14 protein-coding genes are annotated in these 20,605 nt (G+C 74.1%); 8 read left to right on the top strand and 6 right to left on the bottom strand.

What is annotated here, in order from left to right; genetic code table 11:
• Window positions 1-14: 14 nt before the first annotated feature.
• Window positions 15-3,935: an ABC transporter ATP-binding protein gene (locus IO30_RS0135175; RefSeq protein ID WP_031149962.1), complete on the bottom strand. Its 3,921-nt coding sequence runs from the start codon at window positions 3,933-3,935 to the stop codon at window positions 15-17.
• 171 nt (window positions 3,936-4,106) lie between these two features.
• On the opposite strand from IO30_RS0135175, the gene IO30_RS45730 reads away from it, so the two are divergent.
• Window positions 4,107-4,361 (top strand): hypothetical protein, encoded by a 255-nt coding sequence (locus IO30_RS45730; protein WP_157853442.1) that lies wholly within the window; start codon window positions 4,107-4,109, stop codon window positions 4,359-4,361.
• 58 nt (window positions 4,362-4,419) lie between these two features.
• Here the strand turns inward: IO30_RS45730 and IO30_RS0135185 are convergent, their stop codons facing one another.
• Window positions 4,420-6,102 (bottom strand): thiamine pyrophosphate-binding protein, encoded by a 1,683-nt coding sequence (locus tag IO30_RS0135185; protein ID WP_031149964.1) that lies wholly within the window; start codon window positions 6,100-6,102, stop codon window positions 4,420-4,422.
• 5 nt (window positions 6,103-6,107) lie between these two features.
• The gene (speB, locus tag IO30_RS0135190) at window positions 6,108-7,076 is read right to left on the bottom strand and encodes an agmatinase (RefSeq protein WP_031149965.1); all 969 of its coding nucleotides are present in this window, start codon (window positions 7,074-7,076) and stop codon (window positions 6,108-6,110) included.
• A gap of 116 nt (window positions 7,077-7,192) precedes the next feature.
• Here speB and IO30_RS0135195 point away from each other — a divergent pair, with 116 nt between their 5' ends.
• From IO30_RS0135195 to IO30_RS0135215, 5 genes are all read left to right on the top strand, one after another.
• The gene (locus IO30_RS0135195) at window positions 7,193-9,025 is read left to right on the top strand and encodes a PucR family transcriptional regulator (RefSeq protein ID WP_051902792.1); all 1,833 of its coding nucleotides are present in this window, start codon (window positions 7,193-7,195) and stop codon (window positions 9,023-9,025) included.
• A 500-nt stretch (window positions 9,026-9,525) separates the two neighbouring features.
• On the top strand, window positions 9,526-10,587 hold the full coding sequence (locus IO30_RS0135200) for an FUSC family protein (protein ID WP_157853443.1): 1,062 nt from the start codon (window positions 9,526-9,528) through the stop codon (window positions 10,585-10,587).
• Window positions 10,588-10,725: 138 nt separating this feature from the next.
• Complete coding sequence (locus IO30_RS0135205; RefSeq protein WP_031149971.1) at window positions 10,726-12,234, top strand: cytochrome ubiquinol oxidase subunit I; 1,509 nt, start codon at window positions 10,726-10,728, stop codon at window positions 12,232-12,234.
• A 109-nt stretch (window positions 12,235-12,343) separates the two neighbouring features.
• Window positions 12,344-13,501 (top strand): acyl-CoA dehydrogenase family protein, encoded by a 1,158-nt coding sequence (locus tag IO30_RS0135210; RefSeq protein ID WP_031149973.1) that lies wholly within the window; start codon window positions 12,344-12,346, stop codon window positions 13,499-13,501.
• Window positions 13,502-13,537: 36 nt separating this feature from the next.
• Window positions 13,538-14,416: an acyl-CoA thioesterase gene (locus IO30_RS0135215; RefSeq protein ID WP_031149975.1), complete on the top strand. Its 879-nt coding sequence runs from the start codon at window positions 13,538-13,540 to the stop codon at window positions 14,414-14,416.
• Between the two features lie 13 nt (window positions 14,417-14,429).
• Here the strand turns inward: IO30_RS0135215 and IO30_RS0135220 are convergent, their stop codons facing one another.
• The 3 genes from IO30_RS0135220 to IO30_RS0135230 form a co-directional block, all read right to left on the bottom strand.
• Complete coding sequence (locus IO30_RS0135220; protein WP_031149978.1) at window positions 14,430-15,290, bottom strand: DUF4253 domain-containing protein; 861 nt, start codon at window positions 15,288-15,290, stop codon at window positions 14,430-14,432.
• A gap of 70 nt (window positions 15,291-15,360) precedes the next feature.
• On the bottom strand, window positions 15,361-16,161 hold the full coding sequence (locus IO30_RS0135225) for a phosphatase (RefSeq protein WP_037896148.1): 801 nt from the start codon (window positions 16,159-16,161) through the stop codon (window positions 15,361-15,363).
• A gap of 65 nt (window positions 16,162-16,226) precedes the next feature.
• Entirely contained in the window at window positions 16,227-16,805 is a 579-nt protein-coding gene (locus IO30_RS0135230; protein WP_031149982.1) for an SACE_7040 family transcriptional regulator, read from the bottom strand.
• A gap of 112 nt (window positions 16,806-16,917) precedes the next feature.
• Here IO30_RS0135230 and IO30_RS0135235 point away from each other — a divergent pair, with 112 nt between their 5' ends.
• Together IO30_RS0135235 and IO30_RS0135240 are read left to right on the top strand one after the other, a co-directional pair.
• Window positions 16,918-18,534, top strand: a complete 1,617-nt coding sequence (locus IO30_RS0135235) for a carboxyl transferase domain-containing protein (RefSeq protein ID WP_031149984.1) — start codon at window positions 16,918-16,920, stop codon at window positions 18,532-18,534.
• A 23-nt stretch (window positions 18,535-18,557) separates the two neighbouring features.
• A complete protein-coding gene (locus IO30_RS0135240; RefSeq protein WP_031149986.1) occupies window positions 18,558-20,600 on the top strand; it encodes an ATP-binding protein in 2,043 nt (680 codons plus the stop codon).
• Window positions 20,601-20,605: the final 5 nt, after the last annotated feature.

The raw sequence follows: 20,605 nt of genomic DNA on the forward strand, positions 1-20,605 counted from the left end.
GCGGCCTTCCCCCGTCAGGCGGCGGCGCGCTCGTCCTCACCGGCGAAGGTCCGCCACAGCTCGGCGTAGCGCCCGCCGCGGGCCAGGAGTTCGGCGTGCGTGCCGTCCTCCATGACGCGGCCCCGGTCCATGACCACGACCCGGTCGGCGCGGGCCGCGGTGGTCAGCCGGTGGGCGACCACCAGGGTGGTCCGCTTGCCCGCGAGCCGGTCGGTGGCCTGGTTGACCTGGGCCTCGGTGGCCAGGTCGAGGGCGGCGGTGGCCTCGTCGAGGAGCAGCACGTCGGGGTCGACGAGTTCGGCGCGGGCCAGCGCGATCAGCTGGCGCTGACCTGCGGAGAGGTTGCGGCCGCGTTCGGCCACGGCGTGCAGGTAGCCGCCGTCGAGCGTGGCGATCATGTCGTGGGCGCCGACCGCCCGGGCGGCGGCCTCCACTTCGGCGTCGCTCGCCGCGGGCCGCCCGTAGGCGATGGCGTCGCGCACGGTCCCGGGGAAGAGATAGGGCTCCTGGGGGACCACACCGAGGCGGTGGCGGTACTCCGTCAGGTCGAGGTCCCGCAGATCGGCTCCGTCGGCGGTGATCCGGCCGGAGGTCGGGTCGTAGAACCGGGCCACCATCTTGACCAGCGTGGACTTCCCGGCTCCGGTCTCGCCGACGAAGGCGACGGTCTGCCCGGCCGGTATCCGCAGGCTGATGCCCGCGAGCGCCTCGCCCTTCGCGCCCCGCTCCTCGGCGGTGCCGTACCGGAAGCGGACGTCCTCGAAGGCGATCTCGCCGCGCAGCTGCGCCACGGGGCGGGGATCGGCGGGCCGCGGGGTGGTGGTGGGCTCGCGCAGCAGCCCCTGGATCCGGCCGAGGGAGACGGTGGCCTGCTGGTAGCCGTCGAAGACCTGCGAGAGCTGCTGCACGGGGGCGAAGAACAGGTCGATGTAGAGCAGGTAGGCGACCAGCGCACCCGTGGTGAGGGTGCCGGCCTCCACCCGGCCCGCGCCCGCGATCAGCACGGCGGCCGCGGCCCCCGAGGCGAGCAGCTGGACGAAGGGGAAGTAGACCGATATCAGCCACTGGCCGCGGACCCGTGCCTGGCGGTAGGAGTCGCTGCGCTCGGCGAAGCGGACGGCGCCCGAGCGCTCACGGCGGAAGGCCTGGACGATGCGGAGCCCGGCGACGGACTCCTGGAGGTCGGCGTTGACGAGGCTGACGCGGTCGCGGGCGAGCTCGTACGCGACGACCGACTTGCGGCGGAACACGATCGTGCCGAGCACCAGCACCGGGAGGGTGGCGAAGACGATCAGCGCGAGCTCGACGTCGAGGACGAGCAGCGCGGCCAGGATGCCGAAGAAGGTGAAGACGGAGACGACGGCGGTGACGAGCCCGGTCTGCAGGAAGGTGGACAGGGCGTCCACGTCGGTGGTCATCCGGGTCATGATCTTGCCGGTCAGCTCGCGCTCGTAGTAGTCGAGTCCGAGCCGCTGGAGCTGGGCGAATATCTTGACGCGCAGCGCGTACAGCACGCGCTCGCCGGTGCGTCCCGTCATCCGGGTCTCGGCGAACTGCGCGGCCCACTGCGCGACGACGACGGCGAGGGCGAGGCCCGCCGCCACCCAGACGGCGCCGAGGGCGGCCTGCTCGACGCCCTGGTCGATGCCGTGCCGGATCAGAATGGGCAGCAGCAGCCCGGCGCCCGCGTCGGCGGCGACCAGACCGAGGCTGATGGCCAGCGGCGCCCAGAAGCCCTGGAGCAGCCGGCGCAGGCCGTAGCTCTCCTCGGCGGCCTCGGCGCGGGTCTCGTCCACGCCGGGGGTGTCGTCGGCGGGCGGCAGCGCGGCCAGCTGTGCGAGGAGTTCGGGGGTGGCGGGCATCCCGGCGACGGCTCCGGCCATGGAGTGCCCGGCTCCCGGCGCACCGCTCGCGGCGGCGGGTGCGGGTGCGGCCCGGCGGGCCGCCTTCAGCTCCTCCCGCTTCTCCGCCAGTTCCTCCTGCTCCTCCGCCAGCTCCTCCTGCTCCTCCTGGCGCCGCCACAGTTCGGGGGTGATCCCGCCCGCGACCCGGCGCTTGGAGTTGACCGGCTCGGAGTCGATCTCGGCCTCGACCTCGATGTCCTGCTCGATGTCCCGGCCCAGGTCCCGCTCCAGCTCCCGCTCGAACTCCCCCATCGCGAGCGCGTCGGGGGTCCGCGGCGAACCCGCGCCGAGCGCGTCGGGGTCGGTGAGCAGGCGGCGGTAGAGGGCGGAGCGGCGCTCCAGCTCCTCGTGCGTGCCGACGTCGGCGAGCCGCCCGTGCTCCAGTACGGCGATCCGGTCGGCCAGGGCGAGCGTGGAGCGGCGGTGGGCGATGAGCAGCGTGGTGCGCCCGGCCATGACGGCGCGCAGCGCCTCGTGGATCTCGTGCTCGACGCGGGCGTCGACGGCGGAGGTGGCGTCGTCGAGGAGCAGCAGCCGCGGGTCGGTGAGGAGGGCGCGGGCGAGCGCGATGCGCTGGCGCTGGCCGCCGGAGAGGGTCAGTCCCTGTTCGCCGACCGTGGTGTCGTACCCGGCGGGCAGGTCCAGGATGAAGCCCTCCGCCTGGGCGGCGCGGGCGGCGGCCTCGATCTGCTCGTCGGTCGCCTCGGGGTGCCCGTAGGCGAGGTTGGCGCGGATGGTGTCGGAGAAGAGGAAGGAGTCCTCCGGGACCAGTCCGATGGCGGCGCGCAGCGAGTCGTAGGTGAGCTCGCGGACGTCGTGCCCGCCGATGCGGACGGCTCCGCGGTCGGCGTCGTAGAAGCGCGGCAGGAGCAGCGAGAGGGTGGACTTGCCGCTGCCGGAGGCGCCCACGACGGCGACGGTCTCGCCCGCGGCGACGGACAGCGAGAACCCGTCGAGCACCGGCCGCCCGGGGTCGTAGCCGAAGCCGACCCCGTCGAACTCGACGGTGGCGGGCGCGTCGGCGGGCAGGGTGTGCGTGCCCTCCTGGATGACGGGTTCGGTGTCGATGAGCTCGACGACCCGCTCGACGCCCGCGCGGGCCTGCTGCGCGACGGTGAGGACCATGGCGAGCATGCGCACGGGTCCGACGAGCTGCGCGAGGTAGGTGGAGAAGGCGACGAAGGTGCCGAGGGTGATCTGGCCCCGGGTCGCCATCCAGCCGCCGAGGGCCAGCATGGCGACCTGCCCGAGGGCGGGTACGGCCTGGAGTGCGGGGGTGTAGCGGGAGTTGAGCCGGATGGACCGCATCCGCCCGGCGAACAGGCGGCGTCCGGCGGCGCGCAGCTTGCCGGTCTCCTGCTCCTCCTGCCCGAAGCCCTTGACGACGCGGACGCCGGTCACGGCGCCGTCGACGACGGACGCGACGGCGGCGGCCTGGCTCTGGGCGTACCAGGTGGCGGGGAAGAGCTTCTTGCGGCTGCGCTTGGCGATGAACCAGAGGGCGGGTGCCATGAGCAGGGCGACGAGGGTCAGCAGCGGCGACAGCCACAGCATGATGCCCAGGGATATGCCGAAGAGCAGGAAGTTGCCGATGGTCATCGGCAGCATGAAGAGCAGGCCCTGGATCAGCTGGAGGTCGCTGGTCGCGCGTCCGACGACCTGCCCGGTGGACAGCTCGTCCTGGCGCCGCCCGTCGAGCCGGGCGATGGTGTCGTACATGTCGGAGCGCAGGTCGTGCTGCACGTCGAGGGCGAGGCGGCCGCCGTAGTACCGGCGGATGTAGGTGAGCACGTAGACGAGGAGGGCCGCGGCTATGAGCATCCCGGCCCACGGGCCCATGGGCTTGCTCTGGTCGCCGATGACGTCGTCGATGATGACCTTGGTGACCAGCGGCACCAGCGCCATGACGGCCATGCCGGCCAGCGAGGAGCCCAGTGCCAGCAGCACGTTGGCCTTGTACCGCCAGGTGTAGGCCGCGAGCCTGCGGCCCCAGCCCTGTTTCGCCCCGGTCGCCGTCTTCGCCGCCGCCACGTGGTGCCTCCCCGTTCGTCCTGGTCCTGCCGCCTCCCCCAACGCGCCGGCCGGCGGATTTCATCCCGCCGCAACAATCGAACGGGTTTACGCGACGGTCGGCGACCGGAGGCGGCGGGCATTCACCCGGACGGGCGTTTGGAATCACGGGCTCCCGGGGACCGCGACGGCATGCCGAGACCCCGTACGCCCCAGCAACAGCGCGCACTGCGCCGCAGGCGCCGGCGCGAGCGCATCCGCGCGAAGCGGCCGGTGCCCCCGCACTACCCGGCGGGCCTGCTCGTGGCGGCGCTGGTCCTGATGCCCCCGTGGGGCATCCCGGCGGTCCTGGAGTGCGACTGGCCCAAGGCCCGCAGGCGCTGGGCGGCGGGCCTGTCGGTGGCGTGGTTCCTGCACGTCTGCGTGACGGTGGAACTCGCCACCTGAGCCCTCCTCGCCCGCCGGGGGGCCGGGACGCATGGCGGAGCCGGCCGGGGTCGCGGGGTCAGAGGTGGGTCGGGGCGAACATCTTGAGGGTGGCCGGGAGGACGAGGACCGAGGGGCCCGGGGTGGCGAAGGCCTTCTTGAGGTCCGCGGCCAGGGCCTGCGGGGTGGTCGTGGCCGCCGGTACGCCGAAGGAGCCCGCCAGGGCCACGAAGTCGGGGCCGGTGAGTTCGGTGCCCGTGGCCCGGCCGAAGGAGTCCCGCATGTACTCGCGCAGGATGCCGTAGCCGCCGTCGTCCACGATCAGCCAGGTGACGTCCAGGTCGTGCTGGCGGGCCGTGGCCAGCTCGGCGACCGAGTACATCGCACCGCCGTCGCCGGAGACGGCCAGGACCGGGGTGCCGGGCTCGGCCAGGCAGGCGCCGAGGGCTCCGGGGAGGGCGTAGCCGAGGCCGCCCGCGCCCTGGGCCGAGTGCATGGTGTTGGGGTGCTTCGCGTCGAAGGCGGACCAGGCCCAGTAGGACAGGATCGTCATGTCCCAGAAGGACGGGGAGCGGGCGGGCAGGGCCGTACGGATCGAGGTCAGGAGCTGCTGCTCCAGGCCCAGGTCCTGGCCCGACAACCGGTCCGCGATGTCGGAGAGGACCATCTTCACGCGGTCGGGGGCGTACGGGTCCTCGCGCACGGGGACCGTCTCCAGCAGGGCCTGGAGCGCCAGGCGGGCGTCCGCGTGGATGCCCAGGCCCGGGTGGTTGGACTCCAGCTTGCCGAGGTCGGCCTCGATCTGCACGACCCGGCCGGTGGGGAAGAACGTGTGGTAGTTCGAGGACAGCTCCCCCAGGCCCGAGCCGACGACCAGCAGGACGTCCGCGTCCTCCAGGAAGTCGGTCATGTGGCGGTCCTCCAGCCAGGACTGGAGGGACAGCGGGTGGTTCCACGGGAACGCGCCCTTGCCGCCGAAGGTGGTGACCACGGGCGCGTTCAGCCGCTCGGCGAGCTGCTTGAGCTTGCCCGCCGCGTCGGCGCGGACGACCCCGCCGCCCGCGACGATCACCGGGCGCGCGGCCTCGGACAGCCAGTGCGCGGCCACCGCCGTCAGCTCCGGGCGCGGGGCCAGTTCGTGCGGGGTCGCATCCATGCCGGTGACCTGCGGGATCAGGGTCTCGGCGCGCAGCACGTCCTCGGGGATCTCCACCCAGACGGGGCCGTGCGGGGCGGTGAGCGCCGACTCCCAGGCCTCGGCGACCACCGAGGGGATCTGGGAGGGGGTGCGGGCCACGTGGACCGACTTGACCACGTCCCGGAAGGAGGCGGACTGGTCACGCAGCTCGTGCAGATGGCCCCGCCGGCCGCCGCCCAGGCCCGCGACCGGTACCTGGGAGGCGATCGCGAGCACCGGGGCGGACGCGGCCGCCGCCTCGGCCAGGGCCGGCAGGGCCATCAGGGCGCCGGGCCCGGTCGACAGCAGCAGGGGCACGGCCTCGCCGGTGATGCGGCCGTACGCGTCGGCGGCGAAGGCGGCGTTGTTCTCCGTGCGCAGGCCGATCAGCCGCAGGTCGGAGCGGCCGACCGCGTCGAACAGGCCGAGGGCGTGCTGGCCGGGCAGCCCGAAGACGGTGGTCGCGCCGAGCGAGCGCAGCGTCTCCACGACCAGGTCCCCGCCCGTGCGGCCCGGCGGCGGCGCCAGGGCGGCCGCCGTCTGGGCCTCGGTGGGACGGAGTACCAGGTCGTGGTCGTGCGTCACGGTGCTTAGTTGCCCTTCGCCTTCGCCGCCGCGATCTGACGGCTCATGATCGTGGTGAGCTCGTACGCGGTGTGCGAGGCCGCGACCGAGGTGATCTCGGCGTGATCGTACGCCGGGGCGACCTCGACCACGTCCGCGGAAACCAGGTTGCAGGAGGACAGGCCGCGGATGATCTCCAGCAGCTCGCGGGAGGTCATGCCGCCCGCCTCGGGGGTGCCGGTGCCGGGCGCGTGCGCCGGGTCCAGCACGTCGATGTCGATGGAGATGTAGAGCGGACGGTCGCCGATGCGCTGGCGCAGCTGGTCCGCGACCTCGTCGGCGCCGCGGCGGTAGACGTCGGCGGAGGTGACGATGCCGAAGCCCATCTTGGCGTCGTCGTCCAGGTCCTGCTTGCCGTAGAGCGGGCCGCGGGTACCGACGTGGGAGAGCGCCTCGGTGTCGAGGATGCCCTCCTCGACGGCCCGGCGGAACGGGGTGCCGTGGGTGTACTCGGCGCCGAAGTAGGTGTCCCAGGTGTCGAGGTGCGCGTCGAAGTGCAGCAGGGCGACCGGGCCGTGCTTCTTGGCGACGGAGCGCAGCAGCGGCAGGGCGATGGTGTGGTCGCCGCCGAGGGTCATCAGGCGGGAGCCGTTGCCGATGAGCTCGTCGGCGGCGGCCTCGACCGTCTCGACGGCCTCGTTGATGTTGAAGGGGTTGCAGGCGATGTCACCGGCGTCCGCGACCTGGGCGAGGGCGAAGGGGGAGGCGTCCTGCGCCGGGTTGTACGGGCGCAGCAGGCGGGAGGCCTCGCGGATGGCGTTGCCGCCGAAGCGGGCGCCGGGGCGGTAGGAGACGCCGGAGTCGAAGGGCACGCCGACGACGGCGACGTCGGCGGAGCCGACCTCGTCGAGGCGCGGCAGCCGGGCGAAGGTCGCGGGGCCCGCGTAGCGCGGGATGCGGGAGGAGTCGACGGGGCCGCGCGGCTGCGTGCTCATGGGGGGTGCCCTTCTGGAGGTCCTACAAGTGCGGTCCTTCGAGCGTAAGGCGGTGCCCAACGGGCGCGAAGTGTACGTTTCATCCATAGACCACCCGCGACCTGGATGGAGTATCCATGGAGGCGCCGCCCACCCCGCCGGTTGCGCTCGGTGCGCTGCTGCGCGACCGCGAGCTGGGGCTGGCGCACCGCGCGGGGCCCGCCGAGACCGAGGTGCACGGGGTGCACGCCTCCGAGATGGCGGACCCGTCCCCGTACCTGCTCGGCGGGGAGCTGCTGCTGACGGCGGGGGCGGCGCTCACCGACGCGCAGGCCTACGTGGCACGGCTCGCCGAGGCCGGGGTCGCAGCCCTGGGCTTCGGCGTGGCTCCCGTGCACGAGGTGGTGCCGCCGGGGCTCGCCGAGGCCTGCGACCGGTACGGGCTGCCGCTGCTGGAGGTCCCGCCGGGCACCCCCTTCACGGCGGTGGCCCGCGCGGTGTGGCGGCTGATGGCGGAGGCCCGTACCCGCGAGCTGCGCCGGGTCACCGAGGCCCAGCAGTCCCTCGCGGCGGCGGCCGCCCGCCCGGACCCGGTCCCGGCGGTCCTGTCCCGCCTCGCGGCAACCCTGGGCGGCTGGGCAGCCCTGCTCCCGACGACACCGGCACCGGCGCCTGCGGCGCCAGGGCTCGTGACTCCGGGGTCCGCGGCTCCTGGGACCTCGCCCCCGGGGCCCGCCGCCCCGGTAGCCGCGCACACACCTGCCGCGTCAGGGCGCCCGCAGCCGCCCGGGAACCCGGCCCCGGCCGACGCAGCTCCTGCCGACGCGGCTCAGGGGCCTGCGGCACCGGGGTCCGCGCACCCGCTCGGCGTCCCGGGCACGGCAGCACCGGCGCCAGCCGCGGCTCCGCGGGGCGTGGGTCCTGGATCCGCTGATCTGGGATCCGCACGGCTCCCTCGCGCCACAGGCACGGCGTCCTTGGCTCCGGCGGGCCAGGGTCCGGCGAGTGCGGCCCTTGGACCCGCGGCGCGGGGATCCGCGCAGCCGTCTGGTGCCGCGGGCACGGCTCCGGCCGGGGCTGCTCCCCCGGACCTGGCCGGGCGGGTGCAGGCGTCCGCCGGGGCCCCGCCCGGGGCGGAGGCCTTCGCTGCGGTCGCGGCGCTGGCGCGGCGGGTGGCTCCCGGGGCCGCGGCGACCGCCACCGACACCCTGGGCGGCGCTCAGCTGGCCGCCTACGCGGTCGGCGGGGGCCACGCCCTGGCCCTCGTCACCCCGTCCCGCGCCCCCGGCGACCACACCGTGGCCTCGGTCGCTGCCGTGCTGCTGACCCTGCTGACCGCGCACCGCCCGGCCGGGGCGGAGGCTGCCGCGCTGACCCGGCTGCTCCTCGACGCGGACCCGTCCGCGGCCCTGCCCGCCGGGCCCTGGCACGTCGTGCTGGCCCACGGCCCGGGCGATCCGCAGGCCCTGGCTGCGGCGCTGGGCACCGTACTGCTGGACCCGCGCGGGGAGCGCGTGCGCCTGCTCACCGACCGGGAGCCCGCCCCGCAGCCGGGCTGGCGCCTCGGGGTGAGCGCCCCGGCCGGCCCCGGGGAACTGCCTGCCGCAGCGGCCCAGGCCCGACGGGCCCTGCGCCGGGCGGAGGCGGCCCGGACCCCACTGGTCCGGCACACCGACGGCGGCCTCGGCAGCCTGCTGGACCCGGCGGAGGCCCGGGCGCACGCCGAGGCCCTGCTGGCCCCGCTGGGGCCGGTGCTGCGGGAGACGCTGCGCGCCTGGCTGGCGCACCACGGCAGCTGGGACCGCACCGCGGCCGCGCTCGCCGTCCACCGCAACACGGTCCGCCAGCGCATCGCCCGCGCCGCGACGCTCCTCGGCACCGACCTCGACGACCCCGACACCCGGATGGAGCTGTGGTTCGCCCTGCGCTGGGAAGCCCCGGCCGACCCCCCGCCGGTACCCGGCACCTGAGGGGCCTCGCCGCGCATCGGTGTGACAGGCGCCGCCACGCATCGACGGCTCCACGGCCCGCCGCGGGAAGCCTCCGCCGGCCCTGCCACCGAGCCCCCGCCCGGCCCGGGCACCTGACAGGCATCGCCGCGCACGGATGGCGTCACATCCCTGCCCCGACAAGCCCCGGCCGGGCCAGCCTGCCGCCGAGCCCCCGCCAGGGCCTGGCACCTGACGGGCCTCGCCGCACCCGGTCCACTCCCCAGCCCTGCGCCGGGAGGGCCCGGCCGGGCCTGCCACCGAGCCCCCGCCGGAACCGGGCGTCTGACAGGCGCCGCATCCCTGCCGCGGCACGCCCCGGCCGGGCCTGCCGCCGGGCCCCCGCCAGGACCCGGCGCCTGACAGGCCTCGCCGCACCCCGACCGCTCCACGGCCCTGCCCCGACAAGACCCCGCCCGGACCCGCCGCCTGACCCGCGGCGTCGTGCGTCGGCGGACCCCGCGAGCCCTAGCATGTCCGGCATGTTCGGCATGCCGGTCAATCCGGTCGTGGCCCTGGACCGTGCTCTCGGCGGGCGCCTCCCCCAGGCCGCCCGGCTGTTCGTGTGCGCGGCCCTCCCCTGGTTCGTGTGCCTGTGGATCGGCACGAGCACGGCCCCGGTGCCCGCCGCCCTGCCCGCCGTCCTGATCCTGCGCGGGGACCTGTTCTCGGCTCCCCGGCTGGCCCTGGAGCGGCTCGTCGGCGTGGTCGCGGGCGTGGGGCTGAGCGTTGTCGTCCTGCACTGGCTGCCGGTGGGCTCCCTGTCGTTCCTGGTGCTCCTGGTGGGCGGCTGCGCCGGGATGTACCTGCTGCGCCACGACGGCTCCCCCAACCAGCAGGTGCTGGTCACCGCCCTGGTGATCTACGCGACGCCGGTCCCCGGCTACCCGCTGGCCCGGCTGTGGGAGAGCGCGGTCGGCATCGCCGTCGTGGCGCTCCTCGCCCCGTTGCTGTGGCCCCCGGACCTGTACCGCGAGGCCGCCGCCGGCCTGGAGGCGTACCGCACCGGACTCGGCGCCCGCCTCGGGCGGATCGCCGCTCTGGCGGCCGCCGGGCGTCCCACGGGCCCGGCCGTCCCCGCACCCGCGGAGGCCTTCGCGCTCTGGCACCGCCCGTACGAGCTGTCCGCCGCACTGGAGCACAGGTCGGCGCGGCTGCTCCTGCTGCCGCCCCGGCGGGTCCGCCCGGGGGCCTCGGACGCCCTGCGGCCCCGTCTGCGCCTGGCCGCGCGGACGGCTCCGGCCCTGTACTTCCTCACGCGCGAGCTGGAGGTCCGGTCCGCCGACGGGGCGGCCGGGGCCGACGCGGCCGACGGGGCAGCGGTGCGCGCCATGGCCCCGCTCGTCTCGGCGACCGCCTCGGCCCTGGACCCGGCCCTGCGCGGCGAGGACGGCGCGCACTGCACCGGCCTGCTGCGCCGGGCCCGGGAGCTCGAAGCCGAGCACCGGGCGGCGTATCCCGGCCGCCGGGACGCCGCGCTGCGGGCCGGGATCCACCTCACGCACGAGGCGCTGGCCGAGTACCTCGGTCCGTCCGCGGGCTGAACAGGACCGGACCCGTGCGCCGTCCGGCGTACATCGTGAGCCGTCGGACCGCCGCTGCCGGGCCGCGTGCCCGCCCCGGGCAAGAGTGTCCCCTGCCGACCGGTGCCGACCGGGTACGCGGAACGAAGGAGGATCCGGATGGAGCTGGCGGTGGCCTTCGACACGATGGCCCGGTGGCAGTTCGGCATGACGACCGTCTACCACTTCCTGTTCGTCCCGCTCACGATCTCCCTCGCCACCCTGGTCGCCCTCGTGCAGACGGCCTGGGTGCGCACGGGGAAGGGGAAGTACCTCGCGGCCACCAAGTTCTGGGGGCGGCTGCTCCTGATCAACATGGCGGTGGGTGTCGTCACCGGCATCGTGCTGGAGTTCCAGTTCGGGATGAACTGGTCGGCCTATTCACGCTTCGTCGGGGACATCTTCGGGGCGCCGCTGGCCTTCGAGGCGCTGATCGCCTTCTTCGTCGAGTCCACCTTCGTCGGCCTGTGGGTGTTCGGATGGGACCGGCTGCCGAAGCGCATCCACCTCGCCTGCATCTGGATCGTCGCGGTCGCCTCCATGCTGTCCGCCTACTTCATCCTGGCGGCCAATTCCTGGATGCAGCACCCCGTCGGCTACCGGATCAACGAGGAGCGCGGCCGCGCCGAGCTCACCGACTTCTGGCTCGTGCTCACCCAGAACACGACGCTGGTCGTCGTCTACCACACCCTCTCGGCCGCCTTCCTGGTCGGCGGGGCCTTCATGGCCGGCATCGCAGCCCTGCACCTGCGGCGCGGCCGGCACGTGCCGGTGATGCGGGCCTCCCTGCGGCTGGGGCTGGTGACGCTGACGCTCGCCGGGGTGCTGGTGGCCTTCAGCGGGGACACCCTCGGCAAGGTCATGGTCCAGCAGCAGCCGATGAAGATGGCCGCCGCCGAGGCGCTGTGGGACGGCCAGACGTCCGCCCCGTTCTCGGTGTTCGCCGTCGGTGACGTCTCCAAGGGGCACAACAGCGTGGAGTGGTCGGTCCCCGGCCTGCTCTCGTTCCTCGCAGTGGGGAACTTCACCGGGTACGTGGCGGGCATCAACGACACCCAGGCGGTCGAGGAGGCACAGCACGGACCGGGCGACTACCGGCCCGACATCCCGGTCGCGTTCTGGGGCTTCCGCTTCATGATGGGCTTCGGCATGGCCTCGCTGGCCATCGGCGCCCTGGGGCTCTGGCTGACCCGCCGGAAGGTCCTGCTCGCCCCGGGCCTGCGGACCGGGGAGGACGAGGTGCCGCACCTGGCCCTGACCCGCCGCCGGACCCTGGGGTCCCTGCTGACCACCTGGTACTGGCGCGCGGCCGTGTGGACGCTGGCCTTCCCCCTGATCGCCTGTTCCTGGGGCTGGATTTTCACCGAGATGGGCCGCCAGCCCTGGGTGGTCTACGGCGTCCTGCGCACCGCCGACGCGGTCTCCCCGACGGTCTCCCGCGGCGAGGTCGTCGCCTCGATCACCGCATTCGGCCTGCTGTACGCGCTGCTCGCCGTGGTCGAGGTCCGCCTCATGGCCAAGTACGTCATGGCGGGGCCGCCCGAGCTCACCGCGGCCGACCTCGCCCCGCCCCGCCGGATCGGCGGCGACGAAGGGGACCCCGACCGGCCGATGGCGTTCTCGTACTGAGTCAGGTCCGTCACCCTCTCTGGACAGGGAGGACAACCCGCCGGTAACTTAATCTGAGCAAGCGCTTAGGCAGAGGCGGCGGACCGCCGCGCACCGAAGGGAGCCGGCCGTGCGCCGTACCGTTTTCAACGAGGACCACGAGGCGTTCCGCGAGACCATCCGCGCCTTCATCGAGGCCGAGGTCGTCCCCGTCTACGACGAGTGGTTCCAGGCCGGCCAGGCGCCCCGCGACTTCTACTACAAGCTCGGCGAGCTGGGCGTCTTCGGCATCAACGTGCCCGAGGAGTTCGGCGGCGCGGGCCTGGACACGCACAAGTTCGAAGCCGTGCTCTACGAGGAGACCTCGCGCGCGGGCGTGAACTTCGGCGGCTCCGGCGTGCACGTGCTGCTCGCCCTCCCCTACATCAAGATGCTCGCCAACGACGAGCAGAAGAAGCGTTACCTCGAGAAGTTCGTCACCGGCGAGGAGATGTGGGCGCTCGCCATGACCGAGCCGGGCACCGGCTCCGACGTCGCGGGCATGAAGACCACCGCCAAGCTCTCCGAGGACGGCACCCACTACGTCCTCAACGGCGCCAAGACCTTCATCACGGGCGGCGTGCACGCCGACCGCGTCATCGTCTGCGCCCGCACCTCCGCCCCGCGCGAGGACGACCGCCGCTTCGGCATCTCCCTGTTCGCCGTGGACACCAAGTCCGCCGGCTACTCCATCGGCCGCAAGCTGGACAAGCTCGGCCTGCGCACCTCCGACACCGCCGAGCTGGCGTTCGTCGACGTGCAGGTGCCGGTCGAGGACCTGCTCGGCGAGGAGAACAAGGGCTTCTACTACCTCGGCGCCAACCTGCCGTCCGAGCGCTGGGGCATCGCCTTCGGTGCGTACGCGCAGGCCAAGGCCGCCGTCCGGTTCGCCCAGCAGTACGTGACGGAGCGCACCGTCTTCGGCAAGCCGGTCGCGCACTTCCAGAACACCAAGTTCGAACTGGCCTCCTGCCAGGCCGAGGTGGACGCCGCCGAGGCGGTCGCCGACCGCGCCCTGGAGGCCCTGGACGCCGGTGAGCTGACCGCCGCCGAGGCCGCCTCGGCGAAGCTGTTCTGCACCGAGGTCGCGCACCGCGTCATCGACAAGTGCCTCCAGCTGCACGGCGGTTACGGCTACATGAACGAGTACCCGATCGCCCGTCTGTACGCCGACAACCGCGTGAACCGCATCTACGGCGGCACCAGCGAGGTCATGAAGTCCATCATCGCCAAGTCGATGGGCCTGTAAGGGACCGACAGGTCCCGCCGGACCTACCCTTCCCCCATGAACGAGGAACTGACGGCGCTCCTCGATCTGCTCGACCTCGAGCAGATCGAGGAGAACATCTTCCGCGGTACCAGCCGTCCGTCGCTGGTACCGCGGGTCTTCGGCGGTCAGGTCGCGGCCCAGGCACTGGTCGCGGCCGGCCGGACCGTGCCCGCGGACCGCACCGCGCACTCGCTGCACTCGTACTTCCTGCGCGCCGGCGACCCGGGCGCGCCCATCGTCTACTCCGTGGACCGGATCCGCGACGGGCGCTCCTTCACCACGCGCCGGGTCGTCGCCGTCCAGCACGGCCAGCCGATCTTCCACCTCTCGGCGTCCTTCCAGACGTACGAGGAGGGGCTCGACCACCAGGCCGTCATGCCCGAGGCCCCCGACCCGGAGACCCTGCCCACCGCGGCCGAGTCCCTGCCCGCGTACCGGGAGACCTTCCGGGACCCGGGCACCGTGGAGCGGCTGATCGACGCCCGCGGCGCCGTGGACCTGCGGTACGCCACCACCCCGCCCTGGGGCAGCGTCGGCACGCCCGTGGAACCGCGCTCGCAGGTGTGGTTCCGGACGGCCGGGAAGCTGGAGAGCGACGACGCCCTGCTGCACACCTGCCTGGCCACCTACGTCTCCGACATGACCCTCCTCGACTCGGTGCTGCTCGCGCACGGCCGGGGCGGCTGGGCCGTCGGCGACGTGGTCGGCGCCTCGCTCGACCACGCCATGTGGTTCCACCGGCCGTTCCGCGCGGACGAATGGCTGCTGTACGACCAGGAGTCGCCCTCGTCGGCGGCGGGCCGGGGCCTGGGCCAGGCCCGTATCTGGACGCAGGACGGCCGGCTGGCCGTGACCGTCATCCAGGAGGGTGTCGTACGCGTCCCCCGCGGCTGACCGGGGCCGCCGGTCAGTCCCACCAGAACGCCCAGTGCGCGGCGTCGACGAGGGCCTCGTCCGCGTAGGCGCGCAGGCTGCCCGATCCCTGCCAGACGTTGTCCGGGCAGAAGGCGAAGTGCTCCGCGGCGACGGGCAGGGCTCCGGCCGTGGTCCGTGGCGGGGCGGCCACCGACACGTGCAGCTCGTCGAAGCCGAGGGCGACGACGCGGGCGCCGAACCGCTCCTCCCAGGAGCGCAGGACGGCGCTGACGAGGGCCACGTCGTTCTCGTGGTTCAGCGGCCCGCACCAGCCCATCGCCGTGAGGACGTCGGCGCCCCGGCCCGCGGGGACCAGCGCGAGGCGGGGGCTCCCCAGCACGCCCGTCAGGATCAGTTCGTCCGCCAGCCGCGCGGCCTCGCCCTCCGGGTCCTGCGCCTCCTGCGGGTCCTGCCCCGGGGTCCCGGCCGCCGCCAGTCCCGGCCAGTCGCGGCCGAAGGGGGCGATGAGCTCCTCCCCCTCCTCGCCCTCCTCGGCGTCGGGGACCACGGCCTGCCAGAACTCCCGCAGCACCGGCTCGACGTGGTGGTCGTCGGGGTCGGACATCCGCTCCGGGGTCAGCTCCCCCTCCCACCAGCCCTCCACGCCGCTGCGGTCCTGGAGCAGCACCGCCTGCAGGCCCGCGGCGGCCAGCGCCGGGAGCTCGCGGTGCGCGGCGAGCACGCCCGGGCCCACGGGCTCGTCGGATATCCACAGCAACGGCGCGCGCCGCCCCCGCCCCCGGCCCGGCGCGGGCACCAGGGCTCCGGGCGGCAGTTCCAGCCCCAGGGAGCGCCCCCGGGGATCGTCGGCCAGTACGGACAGCGGGTGGTGCGGCTTCGGCTCGGTCGGCATGGATCGACCGTAACCGCCGCCACTGACAGGCCCGTTGACCAGGCCGTTCACCAGGCCTCCGACCGGCCCGTCAGGTGAGCAGGCCGGCCGTGGAGAGCAGGTAGGCCACCATCGGGTCGTAGTGGCGCGGGTCGCGGACGTGGTCGTCCAGGGGCACCGCCACCTGGAGGGTGCCCTCGGCCTCGCCGACGAAGAGCGCCGGGTCGTTGCAGTCCGCGTAGCCCACCGCGTCCAGGCCCCGCTGGGCCGCGCGGCCGGCCCAGCCGTGGTCGGCGACGACCAGGTCGGGCTGGGGGCGGCCCGCCGCGGCGAGCCCGTCCAGGATCGCGTTCATGGGTTCCGGCGAATGGGTGTGCCACAGCGTCGCGCCCCGCTCCAGCACGGCGACGTCCGCGAACTGCCAGACCGAGCCCTCGTCGGCGGTCAGCCCGGCCGGGATGACGACGATCTCGCAGCCCGCTGCGCGCAGGGCGTCGGCGGTGGCCCGGTGGACGTCCAGCAGGCCGCCCGGGTGCCCGGTGGCCAGGAGCACGCTCTGCCGGTCCAGCGCGGCCTTGTGCAGGCGCGCCGCGAGGCGGTCCAGGCCCGAGACGGTCAGCTCGGGGTCGATGGTGTCCTGGCCGAAGCGGTGCGCCGGGTCGTCCACGACCCCGCAGCGCTCCGCCATCACCGCGAGGACGTCCTGCTCGTCGCTCCAGCGGTCGCCCAGTTCCAGGCCGAGCCAGTAGTGCCGGTCGCCGTTGGCGAGCTTGCGGTAGTGGGAGAGGTTGTTCTCGCGCGGGGTGGCGACCTGCCCCGCGATCCGCGTGCGGACCAGGTGGTCGATGAGTTCGGCGCGGCTGGGTACGGGCGTCTCTATCGGCTTCGGCATGGGGGCCATTGTGCCGCCGCCCCGCCGGAGCCGCCTCGTCCGTCCCGCCCAGCGGACGCGCCGCCTCACCCCGTCAGCGCCCCGAACGCCCCGTTCGCGAGCCGCCGCAGCAGGGACTCCGTGGCCTCCCGCCCCAGGGCCGCCAGGTGGGGGGTGGAGTTCAGCAGGCCGAAGACGGCGTGCACGGACACCCGTACCTCCGCCTCGCCCGTCCCGGGGTGCAGCTGGCGCACGACGTCCACCCACAGTTCCACGTACTGCCGCTGCAGCTGCCGGACCAGCTTGCGGTCGGCCTCGCGCAGCCGGTCGAGCTCGCGGTCGTGCACGGTGATCAGCGCCCGGTCGTCCAGGGCGAAGTCGATGTGCCCGTCGATGAGGGAGGCCAGGACCCGCGCCGGGTCGCCGGAGGCCTGCGCCACCCGGAGCCGGCCGCCGGTCAGCAGCCGCTCGCTGATGCCGACCAGCAGCTCGGCGAGCATGGCGTCCTTGCCCGCGAAATGGCGGTACAGGCCGGGGCCGCTGATGCCCACGGCGGCCCCTATCTCGTCGACGCCGACACCGTGGAACCCACGCGCGGCGAAGAGACGAGCGGCCTCACTGAGGATCTGCTCGCGACGGGTGGGGGCGGCCGCTCTGGTGCTCATGGGAAACCATTCTAGACAGGGCCGTTAGCGGTCGTTAACCTAGGTCCCACACACGTTAACGACCATTAACAGCGTGCACCGAGCAGGTGGAACGAGCAAGGGAGCTCGACCGATGCAGCAGGCACCAGTGCTGACGAGCGCCGCGGACCCGGCGTCCGAGGCCTGGCGGACCAATGAGGCCGCCCACCGCGAGCTGAGCGAGGGCCTGCGCGCCCGGCTCGACGCGGCCCGGCTCGGCGGCGGCGAGAAGGCCCGGGCCCGCCACACCGCCCGCGGCAAGCTCCTCCCGCGCGAGCGCGTGGACACCCTCCTGGACCCCGGATCGCCCTTCCTGGAGCTGGCCCCGCTGGCCGCCGAGGGCATGTACGGGGGCGCCGCGCCCGCGGCCGGGGTCATCGCGGGCATCGGCCGGGTCAGCGGCCGCGAGTGCGTGATCGTGGCGAACGACGCCACCGTCAAGGGCGGCACGTACTACCCGATGACCGTCAAGAAGCACCTGCGCGCCCAGGAAGTGGCCCTGGAGAATCGTCTCCCCTGCCTCTACCTGGTCGACTCGGGCGGCGCCTTCCTGCCCATGCAGGACGAGGTCTTCCCGGACCGCGAGCACTTCGGCCGGATCTTCTACAACCAGGCGCGCATGTCGGGCGCCGGCATCCCGCAGATCGCCGCCGTCCTCGGCTCCTGCACCGCGGGCGGCGCGTACGTCCCCGCCATGAGCGACGAGGCCGTCATCGTCCGCAACCAGGGCACGATCTTCCTCGGCGGCCCGCCGCTGGTGAAGGCGGCGACCGGCGAGGTGGTCACGGCGGAGGAGCTCGGCGGCGGCGAGGTCCACTCCCGGGTCTCCGGCGTGACCGACCACCTCGCGGAGGACGACGCGCACGCGCTGCGGATCGTCCGCAACATCGTGGCGACCCTGCCCGAGCGCGGGGCGCTGCCCTGGTCGGTGGAGGCCCCCGAGGAGCCCAAGGTGGACCCCGAGGGCCTGTACGGCGCGGTCCCCGTCGACTCCCGCACCCCCTACGACGCCCGCGAGATCATCGCGCGGGTCGTGGACGGCTCCCGCTTCCAGGAGTTCAAGGCGGAGTTCGGGCAGACGCTGGTCACCGGCTTCGCCCGGATCCACGGACACCCGGTCGGCATCATCGCCAACAACGGCATCCTGTTCGCCGAATCCGCCCAGAAGGGCGCCCACTTCATCGAGCTGTGCGACCAGCGCGGCATCCCGCTGCTCTTCCTCCAGAACATCTCGGGCTTCATGGTCGGCCGGGACTACGAGGCGGGCGGCATCGCCAAGCACGGCGCCAAGATGGTGACGGCCGTGGCCTGCGCCCGGGTGCCGAAGCTGACGGTGGTGGTCGGCGGCTCGTACGGCGCGGGCAACTACTCGATGTGCGGGCGGGCGTACTCGCCGCGGTTCCTGTGGATGTGGCCCAACGCGAAGATCTCCGTCATGGGCGGGGAGCAGGCCGCCTCGGTGCTCGCCACGGTCAAGCGCGACCAGATCGAGGGCGCGGGCCAGGAGTGGCCGGCCGAGGACGAGGAGGCCTTCAAGGCCCCGGTCCGGGCGCAGTACGAGGAACAGGGCAACGCCTACTACGCCACCGCGCGGCTGTGGGACGACGGGGTCATCGACCCGATGGAGACCCGGCAGGTGCTGGGACTGGCCCTGACCGCGTGCGCGAACGCCCCGCTGGGCGACTCGGGCTTCGGCATCTTCCGTATGTGACGTGTGACGTGAGGACCTCACTGATGTTCAGCACTGTTCTGGTCGCGAACCGGGGCGAGATCGCGGTCCGGGTCATCCGCACCCTGCGACAGCTCGGCGTCCGCTCCGTGGCCGTCTTCAGCGACGCCGACGCGGACGCACGCCACGTGCGGGAGGCCGACACGGCCGTCCGGATCGGCCCGGCCGCGGCCGCCGAGAGCTACCTGTCGGTGGAGCGGCTCCTGGACGCCGCCCGGCGCACGGGCGCCGAGGCGGTCCACCCCGGGTACGGCTTCCTCGCCGAGAACGCGGCCTTCGCCCAGGCCTGCGCCGACGCCGGACTGGCCTTCATCGGGCCGCCCGCCTCCGCCATCTCCCTGATGGGCGACAAGATCCGGGCCAAGGAGACGGTGAAGGCGGCCGGGGTCCCGGTCGTCCCGGGCTCCTCCGGCAGCGGCCTCTCTGACGCCGAACTGGCCTCCGCCGCCGCGGAGATCGGCATGCCGGTGCTGCTCAAGCCCTCGGCGGGCGGCGGCGGAAAGGGCATGCGGCTGGTGCGCGACGCCGCCCTGCTGGGCGAGGAGATCGCGGCGGCCCGCCGCGAGGCGCGCTCCTCCTTCGGCGACGACACGCTCCTCGTGGAGCGGTGGGTCGACCGGCCCCGGCACATCGAGATCCAGGTCCTCGCCGACGCCCACGGCAACGTGGTCCACCTGGGCGAACGCGAGTGCTCGCTCCAGCGCCGCCACCAGAAGGTGATCGAGGAGGCCCCCTCGGTCCTCCTCGACGAGAAGACCCGCGCCGCAATGGGCGAGGCGGCCGTCGAGGCGGCCCGCTCCTGCGGGTACGTCGGAGCGGGCACGGTGGAGTTCATCGTCCCCGGCGAGGACCCCTCCTCCTACTACTTCATGGAGATGAACACCCGCCTCCAGGTCGAGCACCCGGTGACCGAACTGATCACCGGCCTGGACCTGGTGGAGCAGCAGCTGCTGGTGGCGGCGGGCGCCCCGCTCGGCTTCACGCAGGCCGAGGTCCGCCTGACCGGCCACGCCATCGAGGCCCGGGTCTGCGCGGAGGACCCGGCCCGCGGGTTCCTGCCGTCCGGCGGTACGGTCCTGGCGCTGTCGGAGCCCTCGGGCGGTGCGGTGCGCACCGACTCCGGCCTGACGGCCGGGGTGCCGGTGGGCTCGACGTACGACCCGATGCTGTCCAAGGTCATCGCGTACGGCCCGGACCGGGCGGCGGCCCTGCGGGTGCTGCGCGGCGCCCTGGCCGACACGGTGATCCTGGGCGTCCAGACGAACGCCGGCTTCCTGCGCAGGCTGCTGGCCCACCCCGACGTGGTCTCGGGCGACCTGGACACCGGCCTGGTCGAGCGGGACCTGGGCACGCTCCTCCCGGAGGGCGTGCCGGACGAGGTGTATGCGGCCGCGGCCCTGCTGGCGCGGCCCGAGGCACCGGCGGACGCGAACCGGTGGGCCGATCCCTTCGACGCCCCGAGCGGCTGGCGCCTGGGCGGCACCCCCGCCTGGACGGTCCACCACTTCCGCCTCCCCGGCCAGGACCCGGTGGAAGTCCGTACCCGTCCGGCCGGCTCCGCCACCGAGCTCACCGTGTCCGCCGCGGCGGAGCCGCAGGCCCGGGATGCGGAGCAGGCCGCGGGCGCACCGGCGCGGGCCCGGACCGTGACCCGCACCGCCGACCGGGTGACGGTGGAACTCGACGGCGTGACCCACGCGTTCAGCCACGCGGCCTCCCCTGAGGGGATCTGGCTCGGCCGCGACGGGGACTCCTGGCACGTCCAGCACCACGACCCGGTCACCGCGTCCCTCAGCGGCAGCGGCCGCGGCGGGGCGGACACCCTCGCCGCCCCGATGCCCGGCACGGTCACCGTCGTGAAGGTCGCCGTCGGCGAGAAGGTCACCGCCGGCCAGAGCCTGCTCGTCGTCGAGGCCATGAAGATGGAGCACGTCATCTCCGCCCCGCACTCCGGCACGGTCACCGAGCTCGACGTGACCCCCGGCAGCACCGTCGCCATGGACCAGGTGCTGGCCGTCGTCACCCCGGACGAGGAGGAGGACGCGTGAACGCG

The organism is Streptomyces xanthophaeus (assembly GCF_000725805.1).
Classification (GTDB): Bacteria; Actinomycetota; Actinomycetes; order Streptomycetales; family Streptomycetaceae; genus Streptomyces; species Streptomyces xanthophaeus.

Bases quoted from the DNA above. Each gene is read 5' to 3' on its own strand.
- IO30_RS45730 (WP_157853442.1), top strand. From the start codon at position 4,107: ATGCCGAGACCCCGTACGCCCCAGCAACAGCGCGCACTGCGCCGCAGG.
- speB (WP_031149965.1), bottom strand. From the start codon at position 7,076: ATGAGCACGCAGCCGCGCGGCCCCGTCGACTCCTCCCGCATCCCGCGC.
- IO30_RS0135195 (WP_051902792.1), top strand. From the start codon at position 7,193: ATGGAGGCGCCGCCCACCCCGCCGGTTGCGCTCGGTGCGCTGCTGCGC.
- IO30_RS0135200 (WP_157853443.1), top strand. From the start codon at position 9,526: ATGTTCGGCATGCCGGTCAATCCGGTCGTGGCCCTGGACCGTGCTCTC.
- IO30_RS0135205 (WP_031149971.1), top strand. From the start codon at position 10,726: ATGGAGCTGGCGGTGGCCTTCGACACGATGGCCCGGTGGCAGTTCGGC.
- IO30_RS0135215 (WP_031149975.1), top strand. From the start codon at position 13,538: ATGAACGAGGAACTGACGGCGCTCCTCGATCTGCTCGACCTCGAGCAG.
- IO30_RS0135220 (WP_031149978.1), bottom strand. From the start codon at position 15,290: ATGCCGACCGAGCCGAAGCCGCACCACCCGCTGTCCGTACTGGCCGAC.
- IO30_RS0135225 (WP_037896148.1), bottom strand. From the start codon at position 16,161: ATGCCGAAGCCGATAGAGACGCCCGTACCCAGCCGCGCCGAACTCATC.
- IO30_RS0135230 (WP_031149982.1), bottom strand. From the start codon at position 16,805: ATGAGCACCAGAGCGGCCGCCCCCACCCGTCGCGAGCAGATCCTCAGT.
- IO30_RS0135235 (WP_031149984.1), top strand. From the start codon at position 16,918: ATGCAGCAGGCACCAGTGCTGACGAGCGCCGCGGACCCGGCGTCCGAG.
- IO30_RS0135240 (WP_031149986.1), top strand. From the start codon at position 18,558: ATGTTCAGCACTGTTCTGGTCGCGAACCGGGGCGAGATCGCGGTCCGG.